Source organism: Enterococcus viikkiensis (assembly GCF_005405345.1).
Taxonomy (GTDB): Bacteria; Bacillota; Bacilli; order Lactobacillales; family Enterococcaceae; genus Enterococcus_A; species Enterococcus_A viikkiensis.
In genome coordinates this window covers 182553-200527 of sequence record NZ_BJDW01000001.1, presented here as the reverse complement: position 1 = coordinate 200527, position 17975 = coordinate 182553, and the positions used below count along the sequence as shown (strand labels likewise).

The window sequence follows — 17975 nt, the reverse complement described above, 5'->3', positions numbered from 1 at the left end:
AGGTGAAAATATGTTTGTTCGGTTATTTATTTATCGGTTAAAGGTGCTACTAAGAAATCGCAGTCTGCTCTTTTGGACGTTCGCTTTTCCTATCGTCTTAGGTCTGCTATTTAATTTAGCTTTTGGCAACTTGGATGATATATTTTCACTGGAAACGTCAACGGTTGGAATCGTTACCACTGATCAGTCAAAAGCGGATCAGTTTGAAGCAGTGTTGAAGCAAGTCAAAAATGAGAATGAAGTAGTTTTTAAAGGAAAAAAATTGTCAAAAAAAGAAGCAAAAGCACAATTGTCTGATGATAAAATTTCAGGTTACTTTGAAATTGACGCCAAAAAAATCACCTTGTTCGTTAGCAAAAGCGGCACACAGCAAACGGTCTTAAAGGAATTATTGAATCAATACTTACAAAATACGGATAAGGTCGAGAACTTAATGGCCTCAGGCACAGCTCAGCCACAAGCCATTGAACAAGCGTTAGAACAAAAAAACTTTGTTCACGATAGAAATGGACAAGGAAATTTTAACTTAAAATCTTTTTATTTCTTTACTTTAGTGGGGATGACAGTGATGTATGGCTTTATGTGGGGATTACGGAACGCGAATGATCAGCAAGCCAATCAATCGCCAGAAGGCATGCGGCTATGCTTGATTCCTCGAAATAAATTGCTGGTTTCCTTTGCTAATATGCTCGCTAGCTTTTTCCTCTTTGTTGCTCAAGTGATCTTGATCCTAATGTTTTATCGGTTTGTCTATCAAGTTGAATTCGGAGACCATTGGAATTACATTTTACTGGTTTGCGGGTTGGGAGCTTTTACGGCAATTTCCTTTGGTACCTTAATTGGCAATGCCTTTTCGAAATTAGATTTTCAGCAAAAAATTTCGATTGGTATTTCGATTTCCATGATTATGAGTTTCCTAGCCGGGATGATGGGTTCGCAATCGATCAAATACTGGATTGATGTTCATGTTCCGCTGTTGGGGCGAATCAATATCGTGAATCTGATTAGTGAAAGTCTGTATCAATTATTCTATTATCAATCCCTAGATTCCTTTTACACCAATCTGATTTGGCTAACGAGCTTTGGTCTTTTGTTTGTGATCGTGAATTATTCTTTCGAGAGGAAGGTGCAATATGACCACTTATAAGGCGATCCTGCAAATTTTAAAGAAAAATAAGGGCAGCCTGCTGCTAGGTGTGATCATCATGGCGATTATTACTTTATTTTACGCGGGACAACTGACGAGGGACGCGGAAGAATTGACGAAAGTGAAGGTTGCCATCCTTTCGGAGGATGATTCTAACTTGGAAAAAAATTTTGTTACTTACTTAGCGAAACAGCATACTCTTGTAGACTTGCAAGGCACCTCAAAGAAGAGTCTGGATGATGCTTTGTATTTTGATGAAGTGCAATACATTTTAGAGATTCCAAAAGATTTTTCTGCTAAATTATCGAAAGGAGAAACGGTTTCGCTAGCCAGTAAGACTCGGCCAGCGACCTTTTCTCAATCGTTAGTCGATACAACCGTTAATAATTATCTGAACACTTATTTGACATATCAAAAGCAACTGCCGTCCCTTAGTCAACAAGAACTATTGGAAAAGACTATGACCACTTTAAACAAGGACGGAGAGGTCCAGTTTGATTCCACCTATCATAAAAAGAAAAAGCAAAATGTAACTGGCCAAATTTATAGTCTATTGGCCTATGGGATGTTTATGTCCGTTTTTAGCGGCTATGCAGCAGTCAATTTAGCTTTCAATCGCAAGGAGATTCGTGAGCGAAATAGCTGTTCACCGATTTCGCGTCGGAAATTGGCCCGGAAGATTTCGCTGGGTAATTTGTCCTATGCAATTGTTTGCTGGCTGATCTTTCTTGTCTTTGTTCAGTTCGTGACCCGTGGAGATTTTGATCACGTACACGGTTACTTTGTTTTGAATACCGTTGCCTTCTTCATTGCCATTATCAGTTTTTCTATTATGATCACCAGTGTTTTGCAAAATGAGGATGCCATTGCTGGCATCAATAATATTTTCATTATGGGGAGTTGTTTTATCGCTGGGGTCTTTGTTCCCAGCCAATTTTTACCGGATGTGGTGAATAAAATAGCGGCCTTTACGCCAACGTATTGGTTTGTTCAAAACAATGATCTGATCGGGCAGACCGTCGCTTTCAATCAAACGTTTTTAACTAAATTTTTATTTCAATCAGGGGTATTGTTAGCCTTTGCCGCCGCCTTTTGGGTGATCCACTTGATCACGATGCGAGAAAAAGGCACGTGGTCATCAAGAAACGTTCAAGCATAAATTAGAAAAATTTGGGATAGTATCCGCTTCAAGAAATTTTGGCTTAGTTCCGAAGAAGCTGATTCTATCACATCGCGTATTCTTAAAAATCCTTTTAGCGAAAACACCGCTAAAAGGATTTTTTTATACTTCACGATAATACTGCTGCTCTTCACCGAAAAAGATGGGCAATAACTCGTGTAAAGTCCCGGCTAAAGCCGCCGACTTTAAATCTTTTTTAGCTACCCAAAAAAGATTTTCTGAGACCGCTTGTTTCACAACGTTTGCGTGATAAAGAAAGGCCAGCTCCCGCGTTTTGTCTGCCAAATGATTCCATTCAGCGGTCCCTTGAAGTCTAGGCCGAATCGCTAATCCAGTTTCTTCTTGGATTTCTCGGATAGCCGCAGCGTAGCTCCCTTCGTTTTTTTCAACATGACCGCCGGGAAAGGTCCAGCCGGGCCAATCTTTCTTTTTCCGATCTTGGATCAGAATCTCACCTTGTTCATTTTCAATCATCACCAGCATAGTGAATTCAATCGCTAGTAAACGGTTCATTCTCTCACCTCCTTGTGATTATACAACATACTACGCAGATTTTTTTGACAATGGTATACTATTTCTATGGAAAAAGGGAGTATCTTACTGAGCTAAGAAGGGCAAGCAACTAGCACTCCTGTTTAGTTAGGAGATTCCTGAAGCAGAATAATTTTTTTATAAAGTAGGAGGAATAGATTTGGAGAAAAAAGAAGAGGAACTGCTGATTAAGTTAACTTCTGCTCGCGGTATTGCGGGAAATGAAGAAGAAGTCAGAGAGGTTTTTAAGGCATACGCTAAAGACTTCGCGGACGATATTTTTTTTGATGGCTTGGGCAGCGTGATTGCAAAGCATGGCGCAGGTGGCGGACCAAAGGTTTTTATTTCGGGACACTTAGATGAAGTCGGCTTTATGGTAACGAAGATCACGGAAAAAGGCTTCTTAGAGTTTCAAACGATCGGTGGCTGGTGGAACCAAGTTATGCTGGCCCAACAAGTCGAGATCAAAACGCGTAAAGGAAAAATCATCCATGGGGTGATTGGTTCAAAACCACCACATGTATTGACACCGGAAGCACGGAAAAAACCATTTGAGATCAAGGATATGTTTATTGATATTGGGGCTTCTAGTCAAGAAGAAGCCAAAGAGTGGGGGATTCGTCCTGGGGATATGGTGACACCGTACATTCAATATCAGCGCATGAATGAGTCCAAATTTTTATTAGCAAAGGCTTGGGACAATCGGATCGGTACAGCGGTCGCGTTGCGGGTGTTGGAAAACTTATCTCAGCGAGAACATCATAATGTTCTTTTTGCTGGTAGTGATGTGCAAGAGGAAGTCGGTTTACGAGGCGCTCGCACGAGTTCGCATATCGTTAATCCGGACATCGCCTTTGCCTTAGACACTGGGACGGCTGGTGATACCCCAGGAATGACACCGAAAGAAGCAGATTCGGTCTTAGGGAAGGGGCCACAAATTTTGATCTATGATGCTTCGATGGTGCCGCACAAAAAATTATTGGATTTTGTAATTGATGTGGCGGAAGAATTAGCGATTCCTTTCCAATATACGGTAATTGCTGGCGGCGGAACAGATGCGGGACAGATGCATTTAACTAGAGATGGGGTACCGTCATTAGCGATTACGGTGCCGGTTCGTTACCTACATTCTCATACATCAGTGATCCACGAAGAGGATTATTTAAATACTGTCAAACTAGTAACTGAAGTCGTGGCTCGCTTAGATAGCGAAACGGTTAGCGAAATCAAAAATTACTAAGACCCCAAATTTTTGTGAGCAGAAGGAAGTTTATTAATATCAAGATGAGGAGTGAGTCAATGAAACTGAGTGAATATCGTCAAACCGCCAAGGATCGTTTGAGCGGTCAATGGGGGATCAATGTTGGATTAGTAGTGATCATTGGATTGTTAACGGGAGCAATCAGCAGTGTCTCTACGATGCCTCAGGATACGAATCTGCAATTAGGTTTTTCTTTCCTATTAAGTATTCTCGTTTTATTCGCCTTTAGCTATGCGCTTTATTATGTCAGCCTATATGTGGTGCGCGGCGGACGGGCTGAATTGGGTCAGATCTTTGTTGTTTTTCAAAAGGGTTACTATGTGCCGCTGCTATTAATCAATATTATTGCGCAAGTCGTTCAATATGCCTTAGCTGCAATCTTCTTTATTCCAATGCTGTTGCAAGCCGGTAGCGGCGTCTACTTCTCTTTAATTTCATCAGGGGGAGTCACCAGTACAGAGAACGTCAGCACCTTATTGAGTATTGGATTATTTGGTTTATATTTCATATTATTATTGGTATTTTTATTAGTCACCACGATCATTAGTATTATTTTTAGATTCGCAGTTTGGGTCAAATTTGATTATCCTGATTTAAGTGTCAGTGAATCCATTAAGCGGGCGTGGTTCTTATTGAAAGATCGCTGGGGCAAATACATTTTACTGCAGTTATCATTCATTGGTTGGTATATTTTGGGAATCGCGGCCTTAGTCGTGGGATTATTATTCGTGGTAGTCTATGTCAATACAGCGAGTGCGGCCTTTTATGATCAAGCAGTTAAAGAAAAAATCGAGCAGGGGGAATTTGCATGAAATTAACCGTGTTAGGTTGCTTAGGTGCTTATCCTTATGAAGGCCACGGAACGACCAGTTATTTATTACAGTCGGAAGGCTTCAATCTATTATTAGATGCTGGGAGTTCGACGTTAGTTGAGTTGGAAAAGGAATTAGATCCGTTGGATTTAGACGCGGTGATCCTGACTCACTATCACCATGATCACATCGCCGATTTAGGCGTGCTGCAATATTATTGGCAGCTTTATCCAACCAAAATACCTAAACCGATTTTACCGATTTATGGACATACAGAAGATCCGTTTCATTTCAATGATTTAACGATGGAAGGGGTGTCTGAAGGGCATTCCTATTTCGAAGCAGAAGAATTGAAACTTGGTCCGTTTCTTGTTACGTTTATGAAGACGGTCCACCCAGTGCCTTGCTATGCGATGCGTTTCGTGGAAGAAAAAACCGGCAAAGTGTTTGTTTTTACCGGCGATTCGGGCTATCTAGAATCCTTTAATGAATTCGCGCAGGATGCGGATTTGTTCTTAGCGGATACTTATTTATTTGACGGAAACGAACGTCATAAAGCGCATTTTACTGCGGGTGAAGCAGGATTATTCGCCAAAAACGCAGCTGTCAAAAAATTAGTGTTGACCCATCTGCCTCAACAAGGGGATTTAGAAAAACTGCGTCAACAAGCAGCGGCTGTTAGCAAGGGGATTCCCGTTGAATTAGCAGCGCCGCACAAAATTTTTGAGATATAGAAATGGAGTTGGGAAAATGCTCTACGTACCAAATGATAATGAACGTGATCCACGAATAAATCTAGCGATTGAAACGTATTTATTACAAAATATGCCTTTGGACGAACCGATTTTACTTTTTTATATCAATGAGCCTTCAATCATTATTGGCCGCAACCAAAACACAATTGAAGAAATCAATAAGGAATATGTCGATGAAAAAGGGATTCATGTTGTCCGCCGGTTAAGTGGTGGTGGAGCCGTCTATCACGATCAAGGAAATTTGAATTTTAGTTTCATCATGCCCGATGATGGGAATTCCTTCCGGGACTTCAAGAAATTGACGGAGCCGATCGTGGAAGCCTTGCATAAATTAGGCATTGACGGAGCTCAATTGAAAGGTCGTAACGACTTAGTAATCGATGATAAAAAATTCTCCGGCAATGCGATGTATTCGACGAACGGCAGGATGTTTGCTCATGGGACCTTGATGTTTGACAGCGATATTGATGAAGTCGTGAATGCGCTGAAAGTGAAAAAAGACAAGATTGAATCAAAAGGCATCAAGTCGATTCGTTCTCGTGTAACGAATATCAAAGATTATTTACCGCAAGACAAGCAATCCATGACCACTGAAGAATTTCGTCAAGCAATCCTGTTACAAATATTTGGCGTAGACAATGTTGATCAAGTCAAGACTCACGAATTGACGGAAGAGGATTGGCAAGCAATTAATAAAATCTCTGAGGAGTATTATAAAAACTGGGATTGGAATTATGGCCGTTCGCCAGAGTTTAACTTGGAACGACAAAAACGTTTTCCGATTGGCTCGATTGAAGTACGCTTAGATGTCGTTGGTGGGTCTATTGAAAAAGCCAAGATTTTTGGTGATTTCTTCGGGTTAGGCGAGATCAAAGATGTGGAAGGCCAGCTGATTGGTACCCGTTATGATAAGCACGCTTTAACTGAAGTGATCGATCAACTTGATCTGATTCATTACTTTGGCAATATCACCAAAGAAGACTTTTTAGCATTGATTTATTAATTTAAAGGAAAAGCGGTTGTCCATCTTTATTGGACAACCGCTTTTTAAATTGAAAGAGTGATCTTAAAATAGTGTTCGTTGTCTTTATCTTCCCAATGCCACTGGCCATCAGCACTTTTTACGAAGTGCTTCAGTGATTGATGCTCCACGGTTGTTTCCGTATGGATACTTTCAGCAAAAGAATGACGAGTAAAGACGTTCGTACTACTTTCAATCACTAGTTTTCCTGCTTGCTCTTGAACAGTGATATCTACCGCACCATATTCATCGCCAATCAGAAAGTTTTCAAGCAATTGGATAATGATCAAAAGACTGTTTTCTCGCAATAATTCGTGCTCTTTAGGAACCTTAATTTGATAAGTAAAAAACTTCGAACGTTTTGAAAATTCTTTCTGATAATAACTCGTTGCATGCTGTAATACATGCTCTAATGATTGTAACTGGTCGTATTTGCCGCTTTCCTGTTGTGCCAAAAGCTTAAAGGTCTGCAGTAAGTTCTGTTGCCGCTCGTCGCGAATAATAGTCTTTTGGTTTTCTTCTTGTTGCCTGTTAACTTGCTCGCGTAAAAAGGCAAGATCTTCGCTAAAGTGATAGGAACAAATGATAAACATTAAGAGACTGAAAAGAATCAGCGGCCAGTCAATTGTTAAATTGGCTGCGCCAGCAAACAACTGTATATAGAAAAAGCAGTGGATAAAGGCAGCGATTACAATTGCCGGAGAACAAACCACATAAAAATGATTTTGATTCGCTGACTCGGCTAAAGCGATTGTAGCGGTATAAAGGGTCAAGAAAACATGAAAACCATTAAAGACCTGCATCGAAACCGGTACTGAGAGTTGATTGATAAAAGTAAAAATCAATCCCGCGAACAAAAGAAAGAATTGCAGGACAATCGCCGCTAAGTAAAATCGGTGATACCTTTTAGTCCGTAATAAGTAATAGTTGGTCAAACAAATCGGAATCAAAATACTGGTAAGATTATAAATCAGCGACAGACTAGTAGGACTGAATAAGGTGCTGGCCGGGATATTTAGAACAATTGATTGAAACCCAATTAAAAAGACAAAGCTCACTAAGAGCAATGTTGCCATAATTTGTTGACGATCAGGCTTTCTCCGTAAAAAAAGTAAAACCAGCGCCGCGATTATCGAGCTGAGACAGACAACAAATAAAATTAATTGCGGGATAGACCGAAGCACAAAGTAACGGCTGATTTCTGATTTTTCCCCAATAAATACTTGAGCGGGAATTCCCGCATAATACTCGTAAGGTGTATTAGTGATAATTCTTACTTTTTTTTGCTGATAGCCCTCAGGTAAGTGCAACGTAGTCTGTAAAAGACCAGGCGTTGGGTTCCGTTTGCTAGCAGCATATTGATATAGAAGCTGATCTTCCAAATAAACCGAAACCCATTGATGATTTGTTCGAATTGCCAATTCAGGATGTTTCAATGGTGATTCTAAAATCTGTTGCATAATCAATGAATGATTAGGCTCAACATCTTTGATTCGTTGATCCGATTCACCGAAGACCAGATGATCCGAACGATCTTTGACAAAAAAAGACCAGTGCTCCGTTATTTGACGGACACTTGTTGTTTTTAAGTCATAAAAAAACTTTGAAAAGCCTAATATGAGAAATAATAAAATAACTATAGATATGATAAGTTGTTTTCGCATTAGAAATTTTTTAAAAACAACCTTAAAATTTCTAAGAAACGGAATAAGATAACACCCCTTTTTTATAAAGACACCTAGATACAATAGTGTATGTCTGTTAATTTTAACATAAAGCATAAATCTTTCAAAATTTATTCTGCCTTTTTGTTCATTACATAATGAAAAAATGGATTTTTTTGCTAAATATGCTATGATAATAATAAGAGGAAATTCTTTATTCGGAGGAAAACCACGCGTGCGTAAACATAAAAAAATAACGATAGTATATATTTTTGTGATCTTCTTTCTATTTATCCTAGCACTAGTAACGATTGTTATTCCCAAAATACTCAATGTTACCCCCTATGTCGTAGGAGATAATAAAATGGCGCCGCAATACCGCAAAGGCGGGTTGGTTTTTGTTAAAAACGAGGAACGAGATATTCATGTGGGCGATCCAATTACCTATTATGAGAATCAAGGAAATGCAATCAAAACACGCCGTGTCTTGGCGGTAGACGATCGCTTGGAGGGGTATTTTGTCAAAGGGGATAATACGGATAAAGTGGAGATGGGCATTGTCCATAAACGAAACCTGATCGGAAGGCCGTATTTCTATTTACCTTATATTGGCATCTTAGTGAATGTTCAGATTATGGGTGTTTTAAAAGTAAGTCTCTTCTTGCTAGCGGTACTGATGACTTTTTATGCGCTGTTGGTTCCGACGAATATCCATCAATTTCATCAAAAAAAAAAATAAGAAATCATTCCTCTGATTAGAAGAATGATTTCTTTTTTATACGACCACATACCCGTTTGTAGTGAGGATGGCACTGGCAGCTGCTTGTTTTTCTGTTTTGACTAAAATATAGTCGGTATTGTAAGTAGAGACGGCAAAAATACTGATATCGGCAGCTGCTAACAGTTGCGCGATCTTTGCTAGAATTCCAACTAAACTAAAATCTAGTACACCTTCGATTTTAAAGGCTTTCCAGCCGTCTTCACGTTCAATAGTGTCAGCGGGGACTTTATCTGTGGCCGAAACAACAGAGATCTCCTCGTCAGTCACACCGATAAATAGCGGCTGTTGAGATAAGTCCAACTCAGTCAATGCGGCAACTTGGTAAACGGACAATGCTTGCGTTAAGACAACTAGTTTCATAGTTCTCCTCCTTAAATTATAATTTCGAATCACGAGCTTTCACTTCTTAATTTACCAAAGTTTCAGACTAAGAGCAATTTAATAAAAACGTAGGATTGAAAAAAGAAGAGAAGCTTTATGCGGTATAAAAAAATACTCCACGTGGACACAGTCTCGCCAGAAAAGGGATTACGCGCAAACGAGCAGGTGCTCCCAATATGGAAGCTTTTCAGGACGAGTTGAAGTATTCTATCTAACTGCTTGAAAAGTAAGTGGGGTTTCAAAAAAAATTTTTCAGCTTCATCCAAAGCAACAAGGAGAGGTTGAATACGTTCTTTCCTTTAGAAGGGATCTGGCTCACCAAAAATGTGGAAGATATAACTGGAAATCTCAATGATGCCGCAAAACAGTATCTGGGAGACATCAGGCGATTTTTCGCTATCAAATTGAATAAAAAAAAGTCTCATGGAAATGATTCATGAAGTGTCACGCTTTTTTTCTCACAAGCACAATTTTCGTCTTCTTTCCGCCTTTTTAGTATAGTGGCTTTGAGGGAGGTGTAGACATGGAAAATCTTATTTTGCTGGGACATATTCTTTTTGGGATTGCTTCTTTTGTTGGCGCTTTATTATTAACGATTGGTTTTAGAAATACTTTTGCTGATCTGACGGCAATCCAAAAATCTGGTATTGTTTTGACTGTGGCCAGCCTATTCGGAACAATCGCATTTGCGATGTTGACGAAGGGGAATATCGTAGGTGCAGGACTATTTATTGTTTTAGGATTAGCAATGTGTTGGTTGCTAGTAGCACCAAAAGCCGTGAAAGAATAAAAAACATGCGTGTTCAGAAGGAAACTTCTGGACACTTTTTTTCTATCTAAGAGGGGAGACTTTCACACAGTGCCTTCTAACTGGCTACATCAACTAGATTATTCAACAAAAAACCGTTAGGAAAATGAATTCCTAACGGTTTAAACATATCACAGGAGGGATTCGAACCCCCGACCGTCCGCTTAGAAGGCGGATGCTCTATCCGGCTGAGCTACTGTGACAGTAGTTTTGCAACAATTGCTATTATAGAAAAACTACACTCGCTTGTCAATCCTAATCAGTTATTTTACTGATTCAAATAGATATTCTTTGATTAACTTCAACGTTTTCGGATTTTCAATCAGTGAGCCATGATCGGATTGCTCGTTGACGATGATTTCTTTATATTTCTCACTATCGCCATAAATCAGCCGACCAGCTAAGACGCTAGTCAAAGGGACGGTAGTGTCCGTATTTTGGTTGTCTACATTGCCGGCAATATTATAGACCGTTATGTTTTTAGGAATATTCTGCTTGTTTTTCAAGTAATACTTCAACAAGTCGCTCTTAGCCTTTGGTTTGGTGAAGGTCGAGTTGTTTTCGTTGTAGTCCCACGAGGTATCGTTGTACGGAGTTCCTAGTGTAATCAAATGATAGAGCGCAGGATCGTTACTCTTTTGCTCATTTTCCAAGTAGCCGGTAATAATCAAGCCGCCATTAGAATAACCTAAGTAGTCATAGGTGTTGAAAGTATAATGTTTCTCAGCATACTCCAAGGCTTTTTGGAACCACCCTGCTTGTTTAGGCAAAGAAGGGTCTGAACCGTCTTCGAAGGCAATCGCGATGATGGGCCGTTTGGTCTTTTTGGTAAATTGTCCAGATGACGTAATGGAATCGTCTTTGTTAACCGTGATTTTTATTTCATCAACATTTTTTTCTGTTTCTTTTAGAGAATTCACTAGACTATCAAAGCGATCGACATCGCCATTTGTCCCAGGTACCATGATGACTGGTGCAGGGATAGCTAAGGGTGTTTCGATTTTTTTCGAGGCATGAGCGGAATTTTTCGTTTTAAATAGAACCATTCCGACAAAACACACTATAATGATCGATATGATGATTCCTATTTTCTTTTTCATAGGAAATTCCTCCATTTCAGTTCCCTAGTGTACGCCAAATTTTTTCAGGTACAAGTAAAAAGACGGAAATTCAAAAAAGTTTCAAATTTCCGTCTTATCTATTAGTTGTTTTTTGAAATTAACGCTACGCCGTCACCCAATGGCAATAAGGTGGAGGTTAGTTCGGGAGATTTTGTGACTTCCTCTAAGAACTCATTCAAATGCCGATGAATCGCACGATTTTTTCGTGGGATTTCTTCGATGCCTTTCAACACGGTGCCGGCTTGGAAAATATCATCCACCATCAGCACACCGTTATCAGCCAATAAACGCAAACATTCTGGCAAGAAGGCGATATATTTAGATTTAGCACTGTCCATAAAAATAAAATCATAAGGACCTTCCAGTGTGCTTAGTAAATCAGCAGCATCACCTTCTAATAAAGTCACTTGATCCTGTAAGCCTAGTTTTTCAAAGTTCGCTTTGGCTTTTTCGATCATCACTGGGAACCGATCAATCGTGGTGATTTTAGCCTCTTTACCAATGGATTCGGCCATTAAACTAGCTGAGAAGCCGATAGCCGTTCCAATTTCTAACACGTTTTTCGGTTGTTTTTGTTTCAATAGGAATTGCAAGAAGACGACGGTTTCGTGGGGAATCACCGGCACACCATTTTCATGCGCGAGTTCTTCCAACTCTCCTAATTTTCCAGTCAATTGCTTTTGCTCCGTTCGTAAGTAATGCAAAATATCTTCGTTAATAATTGGGCGGTACATCATCTCGTTGCGCATTTATTCGTCCTCTTTCTCTAGTAAATTTCCTAATAGGATCCAGTCTTCCTTGATTTTTTCAGTGAGCGAGCGATTGTAAAAAATAGCTGCTGGATGAAAAAGGGGGAGGACATTGTATTCTCTTTTTGATAGTTGATAACGATCCAGCGTGTCATTTAATTCCAAGATCGATCCACGATAGACAGTCCCGTGCTTTTCGCTGATCAGCCATTTTGGTCCTAACAGACGTTGTAAGCCGATGTTGCCCAGTGTAGCGATAATTTTTGGTTGGACCTGTGACAATTCATAATCTAAAAGCGGAGCGTGAGCTAAAATTTCTTTTTTGTTTGGTATTCGATTCGGATAAACGAATTCATTTTTCTGCGTTCGTTTATCCAAACGCTCTAATACTTTGTAGGGACGGCTTCTGACAGCACTCGTAATATACGTATTCTCTCGGGTGAGTCCAATCGATTCCATCGCTCGAATCAGTTCTTTACCAGCGGCACCAGAAAAGGGAATATGGTTCTCTACTTCTTTTCGACCAGGTGCTTCGCCCACTAACATTAGTTTTGGATGAATAGGTCCTTGACCCGCAATGAAACCTTCCAGTTGAAAGCCCGTTGAACGTTTTGCTACTAGGTCAACTAAATCGGTTGGATAGTCCATTATTATCACCTCGTCTTATTATAGTAGAAAAAAGCTGGCGCCGCGTCAATAATTAATCATTGACTTAGCCTATCTTTTTTAGTAGAATATGAATGTTGTAATTGTGGAACCCACAGCTACAACCGCACAGAACAAGTAGTAAGTACTTCGGTCACTTGGGATGGCGAGTCTAAGTATATTATATAAGGAGGTGCCACAAGCATGTACGCAATCATCAAAACTGGCGGTAAACAAATCAAAGTTGAAGAAGGTCAAGCAGTCTACATTGAAAAATTAGACGTTGAAGCTGGCGAAAAAGTTGTCTTCGACCAAGTCGTTTTAGTAGGCGGCGAATCTACGAAAGTAGGAGCTCCTATCGTTGAAGGTGCAACTGTTGAAGGAACTGTAGAAAAACACGGCAAACAAAAGAAAGTCGTAACTTTCAAATACAAACCTAAAAAACATTCACACCGTAAACAAGGTCATCGTCAACCTTACACTAAAGTTGTCATTGACTCAATCAAAGCATAAAAAAGAAGGTGCCTAAGTTGATCAAAGGTACATTCACTCGAAACCAAGCGGGTCTAATCAGTGAATTTACGCTGACGGGTCATGCTGAAGCAGGTCCTTACGGTAGTGATATCGTCTGTGCAGCTGTTTCCGCGTTAGCTATCAGTACGGTAAATAGCTTGGATGCACTAGCGGGTGTCATTCCGAACATCGAAACCAATGATGATGAAGGTGGTTACCTTCATGTTTCAATGGAAATAAATGATTCGTTGACCCAAGAGCAGATGAATATCTCACAAATTTTGCTAGAGCATTTATTGTTAGGCTTGCAATCAATCGAAAAAGACTATTTGGATTTCATCGAAGTCCAAACACAATCTAAACCATAGGAGGTGCAGCTCATGTTAATGAATATGAACTTACAATTATTCGCCCACAAAAAAGGTGGCGGTTCAACATCTAACGGACGTGATTCAGAATCAAAACGTTTAGGCGCTAAACGTGCTGACGGTCAAACTGTTACTGGTGGATCAATTCTTTACCGTCAACGTGGTACTAAAATTTTCCCTGGTGTTAATGTTGGTATCGGTGGCGATGACACATTGTTTGCTAAAGTTGACGGCGTAGTACGTTTCGAACGTAAAGGTCGCGACAAAAAACAAGTGTCTGTTTACCCAGTAGCTCAAGAAGCTTAATTACAATTAGCTCTATCCCTTGTGTAGCAAGGGGTGGGGCTTTTTTTATTTATTCGCTTCTTTTTACTTATTTATTCAAGATAAACTACGGAATATGGGAGAGGTGTTTTTATGGACAAGAAAGAACAGGTAATCCATATTTCTGTGCAAAAGAAAATATACTCATTATTATAGCGAATGTGCTAGGAGTCATTTTAGGGGCAATCACGATTGTTACCACAATTATTTAATATAAAACCAGTCAGAGCAGATCCGAAGCTTGGCTGGTTTTTAATTTTCCCAAAAGCAAATACTTGGTAATTTTTTATTTGATTTTTTATAAAATTTAATTGAAGAAAATGGGATAAGACTTTGTGAAAGGATGTTGTTTTCCCTTGTATAAAAAGCTAGAATGAGGGTTAAGAATGTCCTGAGAAAGTTAATTTAGTTTTGCGATTTATTTAACAAAATTAGTTGAATGATATACGGTATTCGAATGAAACTCATTTTTCGTGAGAAAAATGAATCCATTGAAACGAGTGAGGATGTCAGTTCAACTTTAGTAGTTTATAAACAAGACGAACCGTCTAAAAAATTACGGTTAAAAAAAGGCGAACGGTTTAGTTGAATGATATACGGCATTCGAATGAAACTCATTTTTCATGAGAAAAATGAATCCATTGAAACGAATAAGGATGTCAGTTCAACTTTAGTAATTTATAAACAAGACGAACCATCTAAAAATTACAGTTAAAAAAAAGTGAACGGTTTAGTTGAATGATATACGGCATTCGAATGAAACTCATTTTTCGTGAGAAAAATGAATCCATTGAAACGAATAAGGAGAAAAAATGAAAATTATCGTTTTAGGTGCTGGCAAGGTCGGGAAATCTCTGACGCAGCATTTATCTAATGAAGATTATAATTATGATGTGGTCATCATTGATCTACATGCTGAAAAGGTCGAAGCAATCGTGAATCAGTACGATGTGTTGGGGATCGTTGGCAATGGTGCCACCTATGACATCTTGATGGAAGCCGGAGTTAGCGAGGCGGATATTGTCATTGCTGTGACAGAAACAGATGAACTGAATATTTTAGCGTGTTTGATGGCTAAAAAAATGGGGGCCAAAAATTCCATTGCTCGTGTTCGGAATCCTGACTATTTGAAGCAACGTTCCTTTATGCGGGATCAATTAGGAATTTCCATGATCATTAATCCCGAATTAGAAGCAGCAAATGAAATACGGCGGATCTTGCTTTTCCCTTCGGCTTTTAAGGTGGATACCTTTGTTAGCGGCAAGATCGAGTTGGCAGAATTTCGACTAAAGGAGAATACTCGTCTAAACGGCATACCATTGAATCGTTTAGGAAAGGTTTCTAAATCAAATGTGCTAATTTGTGCAGTTCGCCGCAAGGAAGAACTGATTATTCCAGATGGAGATTTCGTGCTTGAACAGAACGATAGAATTCATGTGATGGGTCAGCACCGAGACTTGGTACGTTTTTGTCAGGATATCAATTTATTTAAACAAAAGACCAAGCGAATTATCATTGTCGGTGGCGGTCGGATCGCATTTTATTTGGCACGCCAATTGGTTGAACATGGGATTCAAGTAAAAATTATTGAGAACAATCCGAAGCGTTGCTTGGAGCTTTCAAGAAAGCTGCCTGAAGCGACGATCATTGAATCGGATGGCAGCGATGAAGAGGTATTGATTGAAGAAGGGATCGAATCGATTGATGCGTTAGTGGCATTAACGGGATTAGATGAAGAAAATATCGTAATTTCGCTTTACGGCAAGCAAATGAACGCAAAAAAAACCGTGGCGAAAGTGACGCGAATGAATTTCGTTCATGTTTTGGATCAATTGGATATCGATAGCGTGATCTCTCCGAAAAATATTATCGCTGGTCATATCTTGCGCTTCATTCGAGCAAAAAATAATAAGGATGATGATAGCAGTGTGAAGACCTTGCATCGATTAGTGAATGATGATGTTGAAGCGATGGAGTTTGTGGTTACGCCTCAGTCAAGGTTCCTAGACAAAAAGGTCTCTGAGGTTCAATTGAAGGACAATGTATTGATTGCGGCAATCTCAAGAGAACGTGGTTTTGTTATTCCAAAAGGTGATACTGAAATTCGGTTGAAGGATCATATCGTGTTTATTACAACAGATCGAAATATTTGCTGCTTAAATGATCTGGTAAGGAGATAACGATCGATTATTATGAATAAAAAAATGGTTCTGTTTACATTAGGTAAATTATTGAAGGTGGAGGCGGGGCTACTATTATTGCCACTATTGGTCTCGTTGATTTATCAGGAAAAAGGTACAGCTTCATATGCCTTCGTATCAATAGTGGTTTTTTTAGTGGGTTTTTCATTGTGTCGAAAGCCGCCTAAAAATAGAAATATTTATGCAAAAGAAGGCTTCTTCATCGTGGGGGTAAGTTGGTGTTTACTATCGCTTTTTGGGGCGTTGCCTTTCGTTTTGACAGGTGAGATTCCTTCTTTCACCAATGCATTTTTTGAAACGGTTTCTGGTTTTACGACAACGGGGTCATCGATATTATCGACGCTGGAGGGCATGAGTCATGCGAGTTTATTTTGGCGCAGCTTTACCCATTGGGTCGGTGGGATGGGGATCTTAGTCTTCACTGTTGCCTTTATTCCATTAGCGTCTGGGCGAACGATGCATATTCTGAAAGCCGAGATGCCAGGACCGGTGGTTGGTAAATTAGTGTCTAAGGTACGGGTCACCGCCCGCATACTCTATGTCATTTATGGCGCATTGACGTTACTCCAGATTGTTTTATTAATCATCGGCGGAATGCCGGTTTTTGATAGCATGCTAAATTCTTTTGCAACTGCTGGGACGGGTGGCTTTTCTGTTACTGATGCAGGCATTGCTGGCTATAATAGTGCGTATACTGATGGTGTGATCACGGTTTTTATGATTCTCTTTGGAATTAATTTCAACCTGATTTATTTCTTTATTATTGGAAAAATTATTCCCGTATTGAAAAGTGAAGAACTACGAGGTTATTTGACAATTATTACGGCAGCAACAATTTTAATTACCGTGAATATTGCTTCGCAGTATCCTTCGTACTTAAAAGCTTTCCGATATGCCGTTTTTCAAGTGGCATCGATCATTACGACGACTGGATTTGTGACGGCAGATTATGATTTGTGGCCGATGTTTTCTCAAGTGACTTTGCTATCCTTGATGTTTATTGGCGCTTGTGCCGGATCCACAGGTGGGGGAATCAAAGTTTCGCGGATCATGATGCTCTCGAAGCATGCGCTGCAAGAGTTAAAACGAATTTTACATTCTCGGACGGTCACTACCTTGAATTTTGAAGGAGAGGCGGTTGCACCTAAGACGATTAACAACATCCATTCGTATTTAGTCCTGTATTTGTTAGTATTTGCCAGTTCATTACTGATTATTTCTTTGGAGAATGTTGATTTCCAGACGACTTTTTCAGCAGTAGCCACTTGTATTAATAATGTTGGACCGGGTTTCAATGGCGTCGGTCCCACTCATAATTTTGGTTTTTTATCCAATCTTTCTAAATGGACCTTATCTTTTGCTATGTTAGCTGGACGATTGGAGATCTTTCCAATATTGATTCTCTTTTCAAAATCCTTCTGGCGAAGTTAAGATCAATAGAACCAGCTGATTTCTTTTGACTCATATGAATTTTGGAAAGAGGCTGTTTCAATTTGAATTTTTTCCTATCTTCCTGGAAGATGGGAATTTTTTTGTTTTACCGTTTATTTCAAGTGAAAGGACGGGAAAGTCCAAATTATTACTATTTATATAGAAGAAATAAGGTATCTTTTTAGGGAATTAGGAAAGGATAAAAGAAATTATCGGGATTTATTAAGGAAGTTTTTATAATTCTTGTGACAAATCAAGAAAATTTCCATTTGTAAAAAATAT

At 39.4% G+C, this 17975-nt stretch carries 19 protein-coding genes, 1 tRNA gene and 1 other annotated feature; of the genes, 13 read left to right on the top strand and 7 right to left on the bottom strand.

Annotation, left to right across the window (positions count from 1 at the left end; genetic code table 11):
* The first annotated feature begins 10 nt into the window (after nucleotides 1-10).
* The gene (locus FFM67_RS00945; protein ID WP_137612803.1) at nucleotides 11-1147 is read left to right on the top strand and encodes an ABC transporter permease; all 1137 of its coding nucleotides are present in this window, start codon (nucleotides 11-13) and stop codon (nucleotides 1145-1147) included.
* Entirely contained in the window at nucleotides 1134-2306 is a 1173-nt protein-coding gene (locus FFM67_RS00940; protein WP_137612802.1) for an ABC transporter permease, read from the top strand. Before FFM67_RS00945 ends, FFM67_RS00940 begins: the two co-directional genes overlap by 14 nt.
* 123 nt (nucleotides 2307-2429) lie before the next feature.
* Here FFM67_RS00940 and FFM67_RS00935 read toward each other — a convergent pair whose 3' ends face one another.
* Nucleotides 2430-2840 (bottom strand): NUDIX domain-containing protein, encoded by a 411-nt coding sequence (locus FFM67_RS00935; protein ID WP_137612801.1) that lies wholly within the window; start codon nucleotides 2838-2840, stop codon nucleotides 2430-2432.
* A gap of 178 nt (nucleotides 2841-3018) precedes the next feature.
* Between FFM67_RS00935 and FFM67_RS00930 the strand changes: the two genes are divergently transcribed.
* Genes FFM67_RS00930 through lplA form a run of 4 tightly spaced genes read left to right on the top strand, consistent with a single transcriptional unit; the run spans nucleotide 3019 to nucleotide 6689 of the window.
* Nucleotides 3019-4098: a M42 family metallopeptidase gene (locus FFM67_RS00930; RefSeq protein ID WP_137612800.1), complete on the top strand. Its 1080-nt coding sequence runs from the start codon at nucleotides 3019-3021 to the stop codon at nucleotides 4096-4098.
* Nucleotides 4099-4157: 59 nt separating this feature from the next.
* Entirely contained in the window at nucleotides 4158-4931 is a 774-nt protein-coding gene (locus FFM67_RS00925; RefSeq protein WP_137612799.1) for a DUF975 family protein, read from the top strand.
* Entirely contained in the window at nucleotides 4928-5665 is a 738-nt protein-coding gene (locus FFM67_RS00920) for an MBL fold metallo-hydrolase (protein WP_137612798.1), read from the top strand. The genes FFM67_RS00925 and FFM67_RS00920 overlap by 4 nt, the downstream gene beginning before the upstream one ends.
* 16 nt (nucleotides 5666-5681) lie before the next feature.
* Complete coding sequence (lplA, locus tag FFM67_RS00915) at nucleotides 5682-6689, top strand: lipoate--protein ligase (protein ID WP_137612797.1); 1008 nt, start codon at nucleotides 5682-5684, stop codon at nucleotides 6687-6689.
* A gap of 44 nt (nucleotides 6690-6733) precedes the next feature.
* Here lplA and FFM67_RS00910 read toward each other — a convergent pair whose 3' ends face one another.
* The gene (locus FFM67_RS00910) at nucleotides 6734-8371 is read right to left on the bottom strand and encodes an MFS transporter (RefSeq protein ID WP_246042879.1); all 1638 of its coding nucleotides are present in this window, start codon (nucleotides 8369-8371) and stop codon (nucleotides 6734-6736) included.
* Nucleotides 8372-8606: 235 nt separating this feature from the next.
* Here FFM67_RS00910 and FFM67_RS00905 point away from each other — a divergent pair, with 235 nt between their 5' ends.
* The gene (locus FFM67_RS00905) at nucleotides 8607-9110 is read left to right on the top strand and encodes a signal peptidase I (RefSeq protein ID WP_137612796.1); all 504 of its coding nucleotides are present in this window, start codon (nucleotides 8607-8609) and stop codon (nucleotides 9108-9110) included.
* A 36-nt stretch (nucleotides 9111-9146) separates the two neighbouring features.
* Here FFM67_RS00905 and FFM67_RS00900 read toward each other — a convergent pair whose 3' ends face one another.
* The gene (locus FFM67_RS00900; RefSeq protein ID WP_137612795.1) at nucleotides 9147-9512 is read right to left on the bottom strand and encodes an ACT domain-containing protein; all 366 of its coding nucleotides are present in this window, start codon (nucleotides 9510-9512) and stop codon (nucleotides 9147-9149) included.
* A 544-nt stretch (nucleotides 9513-10056) separates the two neighbouring features.
* Here FFM67_RS00900 and FFM67_RS00895 point away from each other — a divergent pair.
* Nucleotides 10057-10323 carry a Na+-transporting malonate decarboxylase, carboxybiotin decarboxylase subunit, madB gene (locus FFM67_RS00895; protein WP_137612794.1) on the top strand — a complete coding sequence of 89 codons (267 nt, stop codon included), beginning with the start codon at nucleotides 10057-10059 and terminating at the stop codon, nucleotides 10321-10323.
* A 147-nt stretch (nucleotides 10324-10470) separates the two neighbouring features.
* Here FFM67_RS00895 and FFM67_RS00890 read toward each other — a convergent pair.
* From FFM67_RS00890 to FFM67_RS00875, 4 genes are all read right to left on the bottom strand, one after another.
* Nucleotides 10471-10544 (bottom strand) — tRNA-Arg (locus tag FFM67_RS00890).
* A 60-nt stretch (nucleotides 10545-10604) separates the two neighbouring features.
* Nucleotides 10605-11441, bottom strand: coding sequence for an alpha/beta hydrolase (locus FFM67_RS00885; RefSeq protein WP_137612793.1), 837 nt, complete (start codon nucleotides 11439-11441; stop codon nucleotides 10605-10607).
* A gap of 101 nt (nucleotides 11442-11542) precedes the next feature.
* Nucleotides 11543-12211, bottom strand: a complete 669-nt coding sequence (locus FFM67_RS00880) for an O-methyltransferase (protein WP_137612792.1) — start codon at nucleotides 12209-12211, stop codon at nucleotides 11543-11545.
* A complete protein-coding gene (locus FFM67_RS00875) occupies nucleotides 12212-12859 on the bottom strand; it encodes a uracil-DNA glycosylase (RefSeq protein ID WP_137612791.1) in 648 nt (215 codons plus the stop codon).
* A gap of 110 nt (nucleotides 12860-12969) precedes the next feature.
* Nucleotides 12970-13040: a sequence feature (ribosomal protein L21 leader region), on the top strand.
* A gap of 20 nt (nucleotides 13041-13060) precedes the next feature.
* Here FFM67_RS00875 and rplU point away from each other — a divergent pair.
* The 5 genes from rplU to FFM67_RS00850 all read left to right on the top strand — a co-directional run bounded on the left by rplU (nucleotide 13061) and on the right by FFM67_RS00850 (nucleotide 17693).
* Complete coding sequence (gene rplU / locus FFM67_RS00870; RefSeq protein ID WP_010740661.1) at nucleotides 13061-13369, top strand: 50S ribosomal protein L21; 309 nt, start codon at nucleotides 13061-13063, stop codon at nucleotides 13367-13369.
* A 17-nt stretch (nucleotides 13370-13386) separates the two neighbouring features.
* The gene (locus tag FFM67_RS00865; RefSeq protein WP_137612790.1) at nucleotides 13387-13737 is read left to right on the top strand and encodes a ribosomal-processing cysteine protease Prp; all 351 of its coding nucleotides are present in this window, start codon (nucleotides 13387-13389) and stop codon (nucleotides 13735-13737) included.
* 12 nt (nucleotides 13738-13749) lie between these two features.
* Entirely contained in the window at nucleotides 13750-14043 is a 294-nt protein-coding gene (rpmA, locus tag FFM67_RS00860) for a 50S ribosomal protein L27 (protein WP_010779981.1), read from the top strand.
* An 830-nt stretch (nucleotides 14044-14873) separates the two neighbouring features.
* Nucleotides 14874-16241, top strand: a complete 1368-nt coding sequence (gene trkA, locus FFM67_RS00855) for a Trk system potassium transporter TrkA (RefSeq protein ID WP_137612789.1) — start codon at nucleotides 14874-14876, stop codon at nucleotides 16239-16241.
* A 12-nt stretch (nucleotides 16242-16253) separates the two neighbouring features.
* Entirely contained in the window at nucleotides 16254-17693 is a 1440-nt protein-coding gene (locus tag FFM67_RS00850) for a TrkH family potassium uptake protein (protein ID WP_137612788.1), read from the top strand.
* Nucleotides 17694-17975: the final 282 nt, after the last annotated feature.

What these genes read in the sequence shown, in the direction of transcription:
- lplA (WP_137612797.1), top strand. Translation starts at nt 5,682, where the DNA reads ATGCTCTACGTACCAAATGATAATGAACGTGATCCACGAATAAATCTA.
- FFM67_RS00935 (WP_137612801.1), bottom strand. Translation starts at nt 2,840, where the DNA reads ATGAACCGTTTACTAGCGATTGAATTCACTATGCTGGTGATGATTGAA.
- FFM67_RS00850 (WP_137612788.1), top strand. Translation starts at nt 16,254, where the DNA reads ATGAATAAAAAAATGGTTCTGTTTACATTAGGTAAATTATTGAAGGTG.
- rplU (WP_010740661.1), top strand. Translation starts at nt 13,061, where the DNA reads ATGTACGCAATCATCAAAACTGGCGGTAAACAAATCAAAGTTGAAGAA.
- FFM67_RS00920 (WP_137612798.1), top strand. Translation starts at nt 4,928, where the DNA reads ATGAAATTAACCGTGTTAGGTTGCTTAGGTGCTTATCCTTATGAAGGC.
- rpmA (WP_010779981.1), top strand. Translation starts at nt 13,750, where the DNA reads ATGTTAATGAATATGAACTTACAATTATTCGCCCACAAAAAAGGTGGC.
- FFM67_RS00900 (WP_137612795.1), bottom strand. Translation starts at nt 9,512, where the DNA reads ATGAAACTAGTTGTCTTAACGCAAGCATTGTCCGTTTACCAAGTTGCC.
- FFM67_RS00885 (WP_137612793.1), bottom strand. Translation starts at nt 11,441, where the DNA reads ATGAAAAAGAAAATAGGAATCATCATATCGATCATTATAGTGTGTTTT.
- FFM67_RS00925 (WP_137612799.1), top strand. Translation starts at nt 4,158, where the DNA reads ATGAAACTGAGTGAATATCGTCAAACCGCCAAGGATCGTTTGAGCGGT.
- FFM67_RS00910 (WP_246042879.1), bottom strand. Translation starts at nt 8,371, where the DNA reads ATGCGAAAACAACTTATCATATCTATAGTTATTTTATTATTTCTCATA.
- FFM67_RS00945 (WP_137612803.1), top strand. Translation starts at nt 11, where the DNA reads ATGTTTGTTCGGTTATTTATTTATCGGTTAAAGGTGCTACTAAGAAAT.
- trkA (WP_137612789.1), top strand. Translation starts at nt 14,874, where the DNA reads ATGAAAATTATCGTTTTAGGTGCTGGCAAGGTCGGGAAATCTCTGACG.
- FFM67_RS00940 (WP_137612802.1), top strand. Translation starts at nt 1,134, where the DNA reads ATGACCACTTATAAGGCGATCCTGCAAATTTTAAAGAAAAATAAGGGC.
- FFM67_RS00880 (WP_137612792.1), bottom strand. Translation starts at nt 12,211, where the DNA reads ATGCGCAACGAGATGATGTACCGCCCAATTATTAACGAAGATATTTTG.
- FFM67_RS00875 (WP_137612791.1), bottom strand. Translation starts at nt 12,859, where the DNA reads ATGGACTATCCAACCGATTTAGTTGACCTAGTAGCAAAACGTTCAACG.
- FFM67_RS00895 (WP_137612794.1), top strand. Translation starts at nt 10,057, where the DNA reads ATGGAAAATCTTATTTTGCTGGGACATATTCTTTTTGGGATTGCTTCT.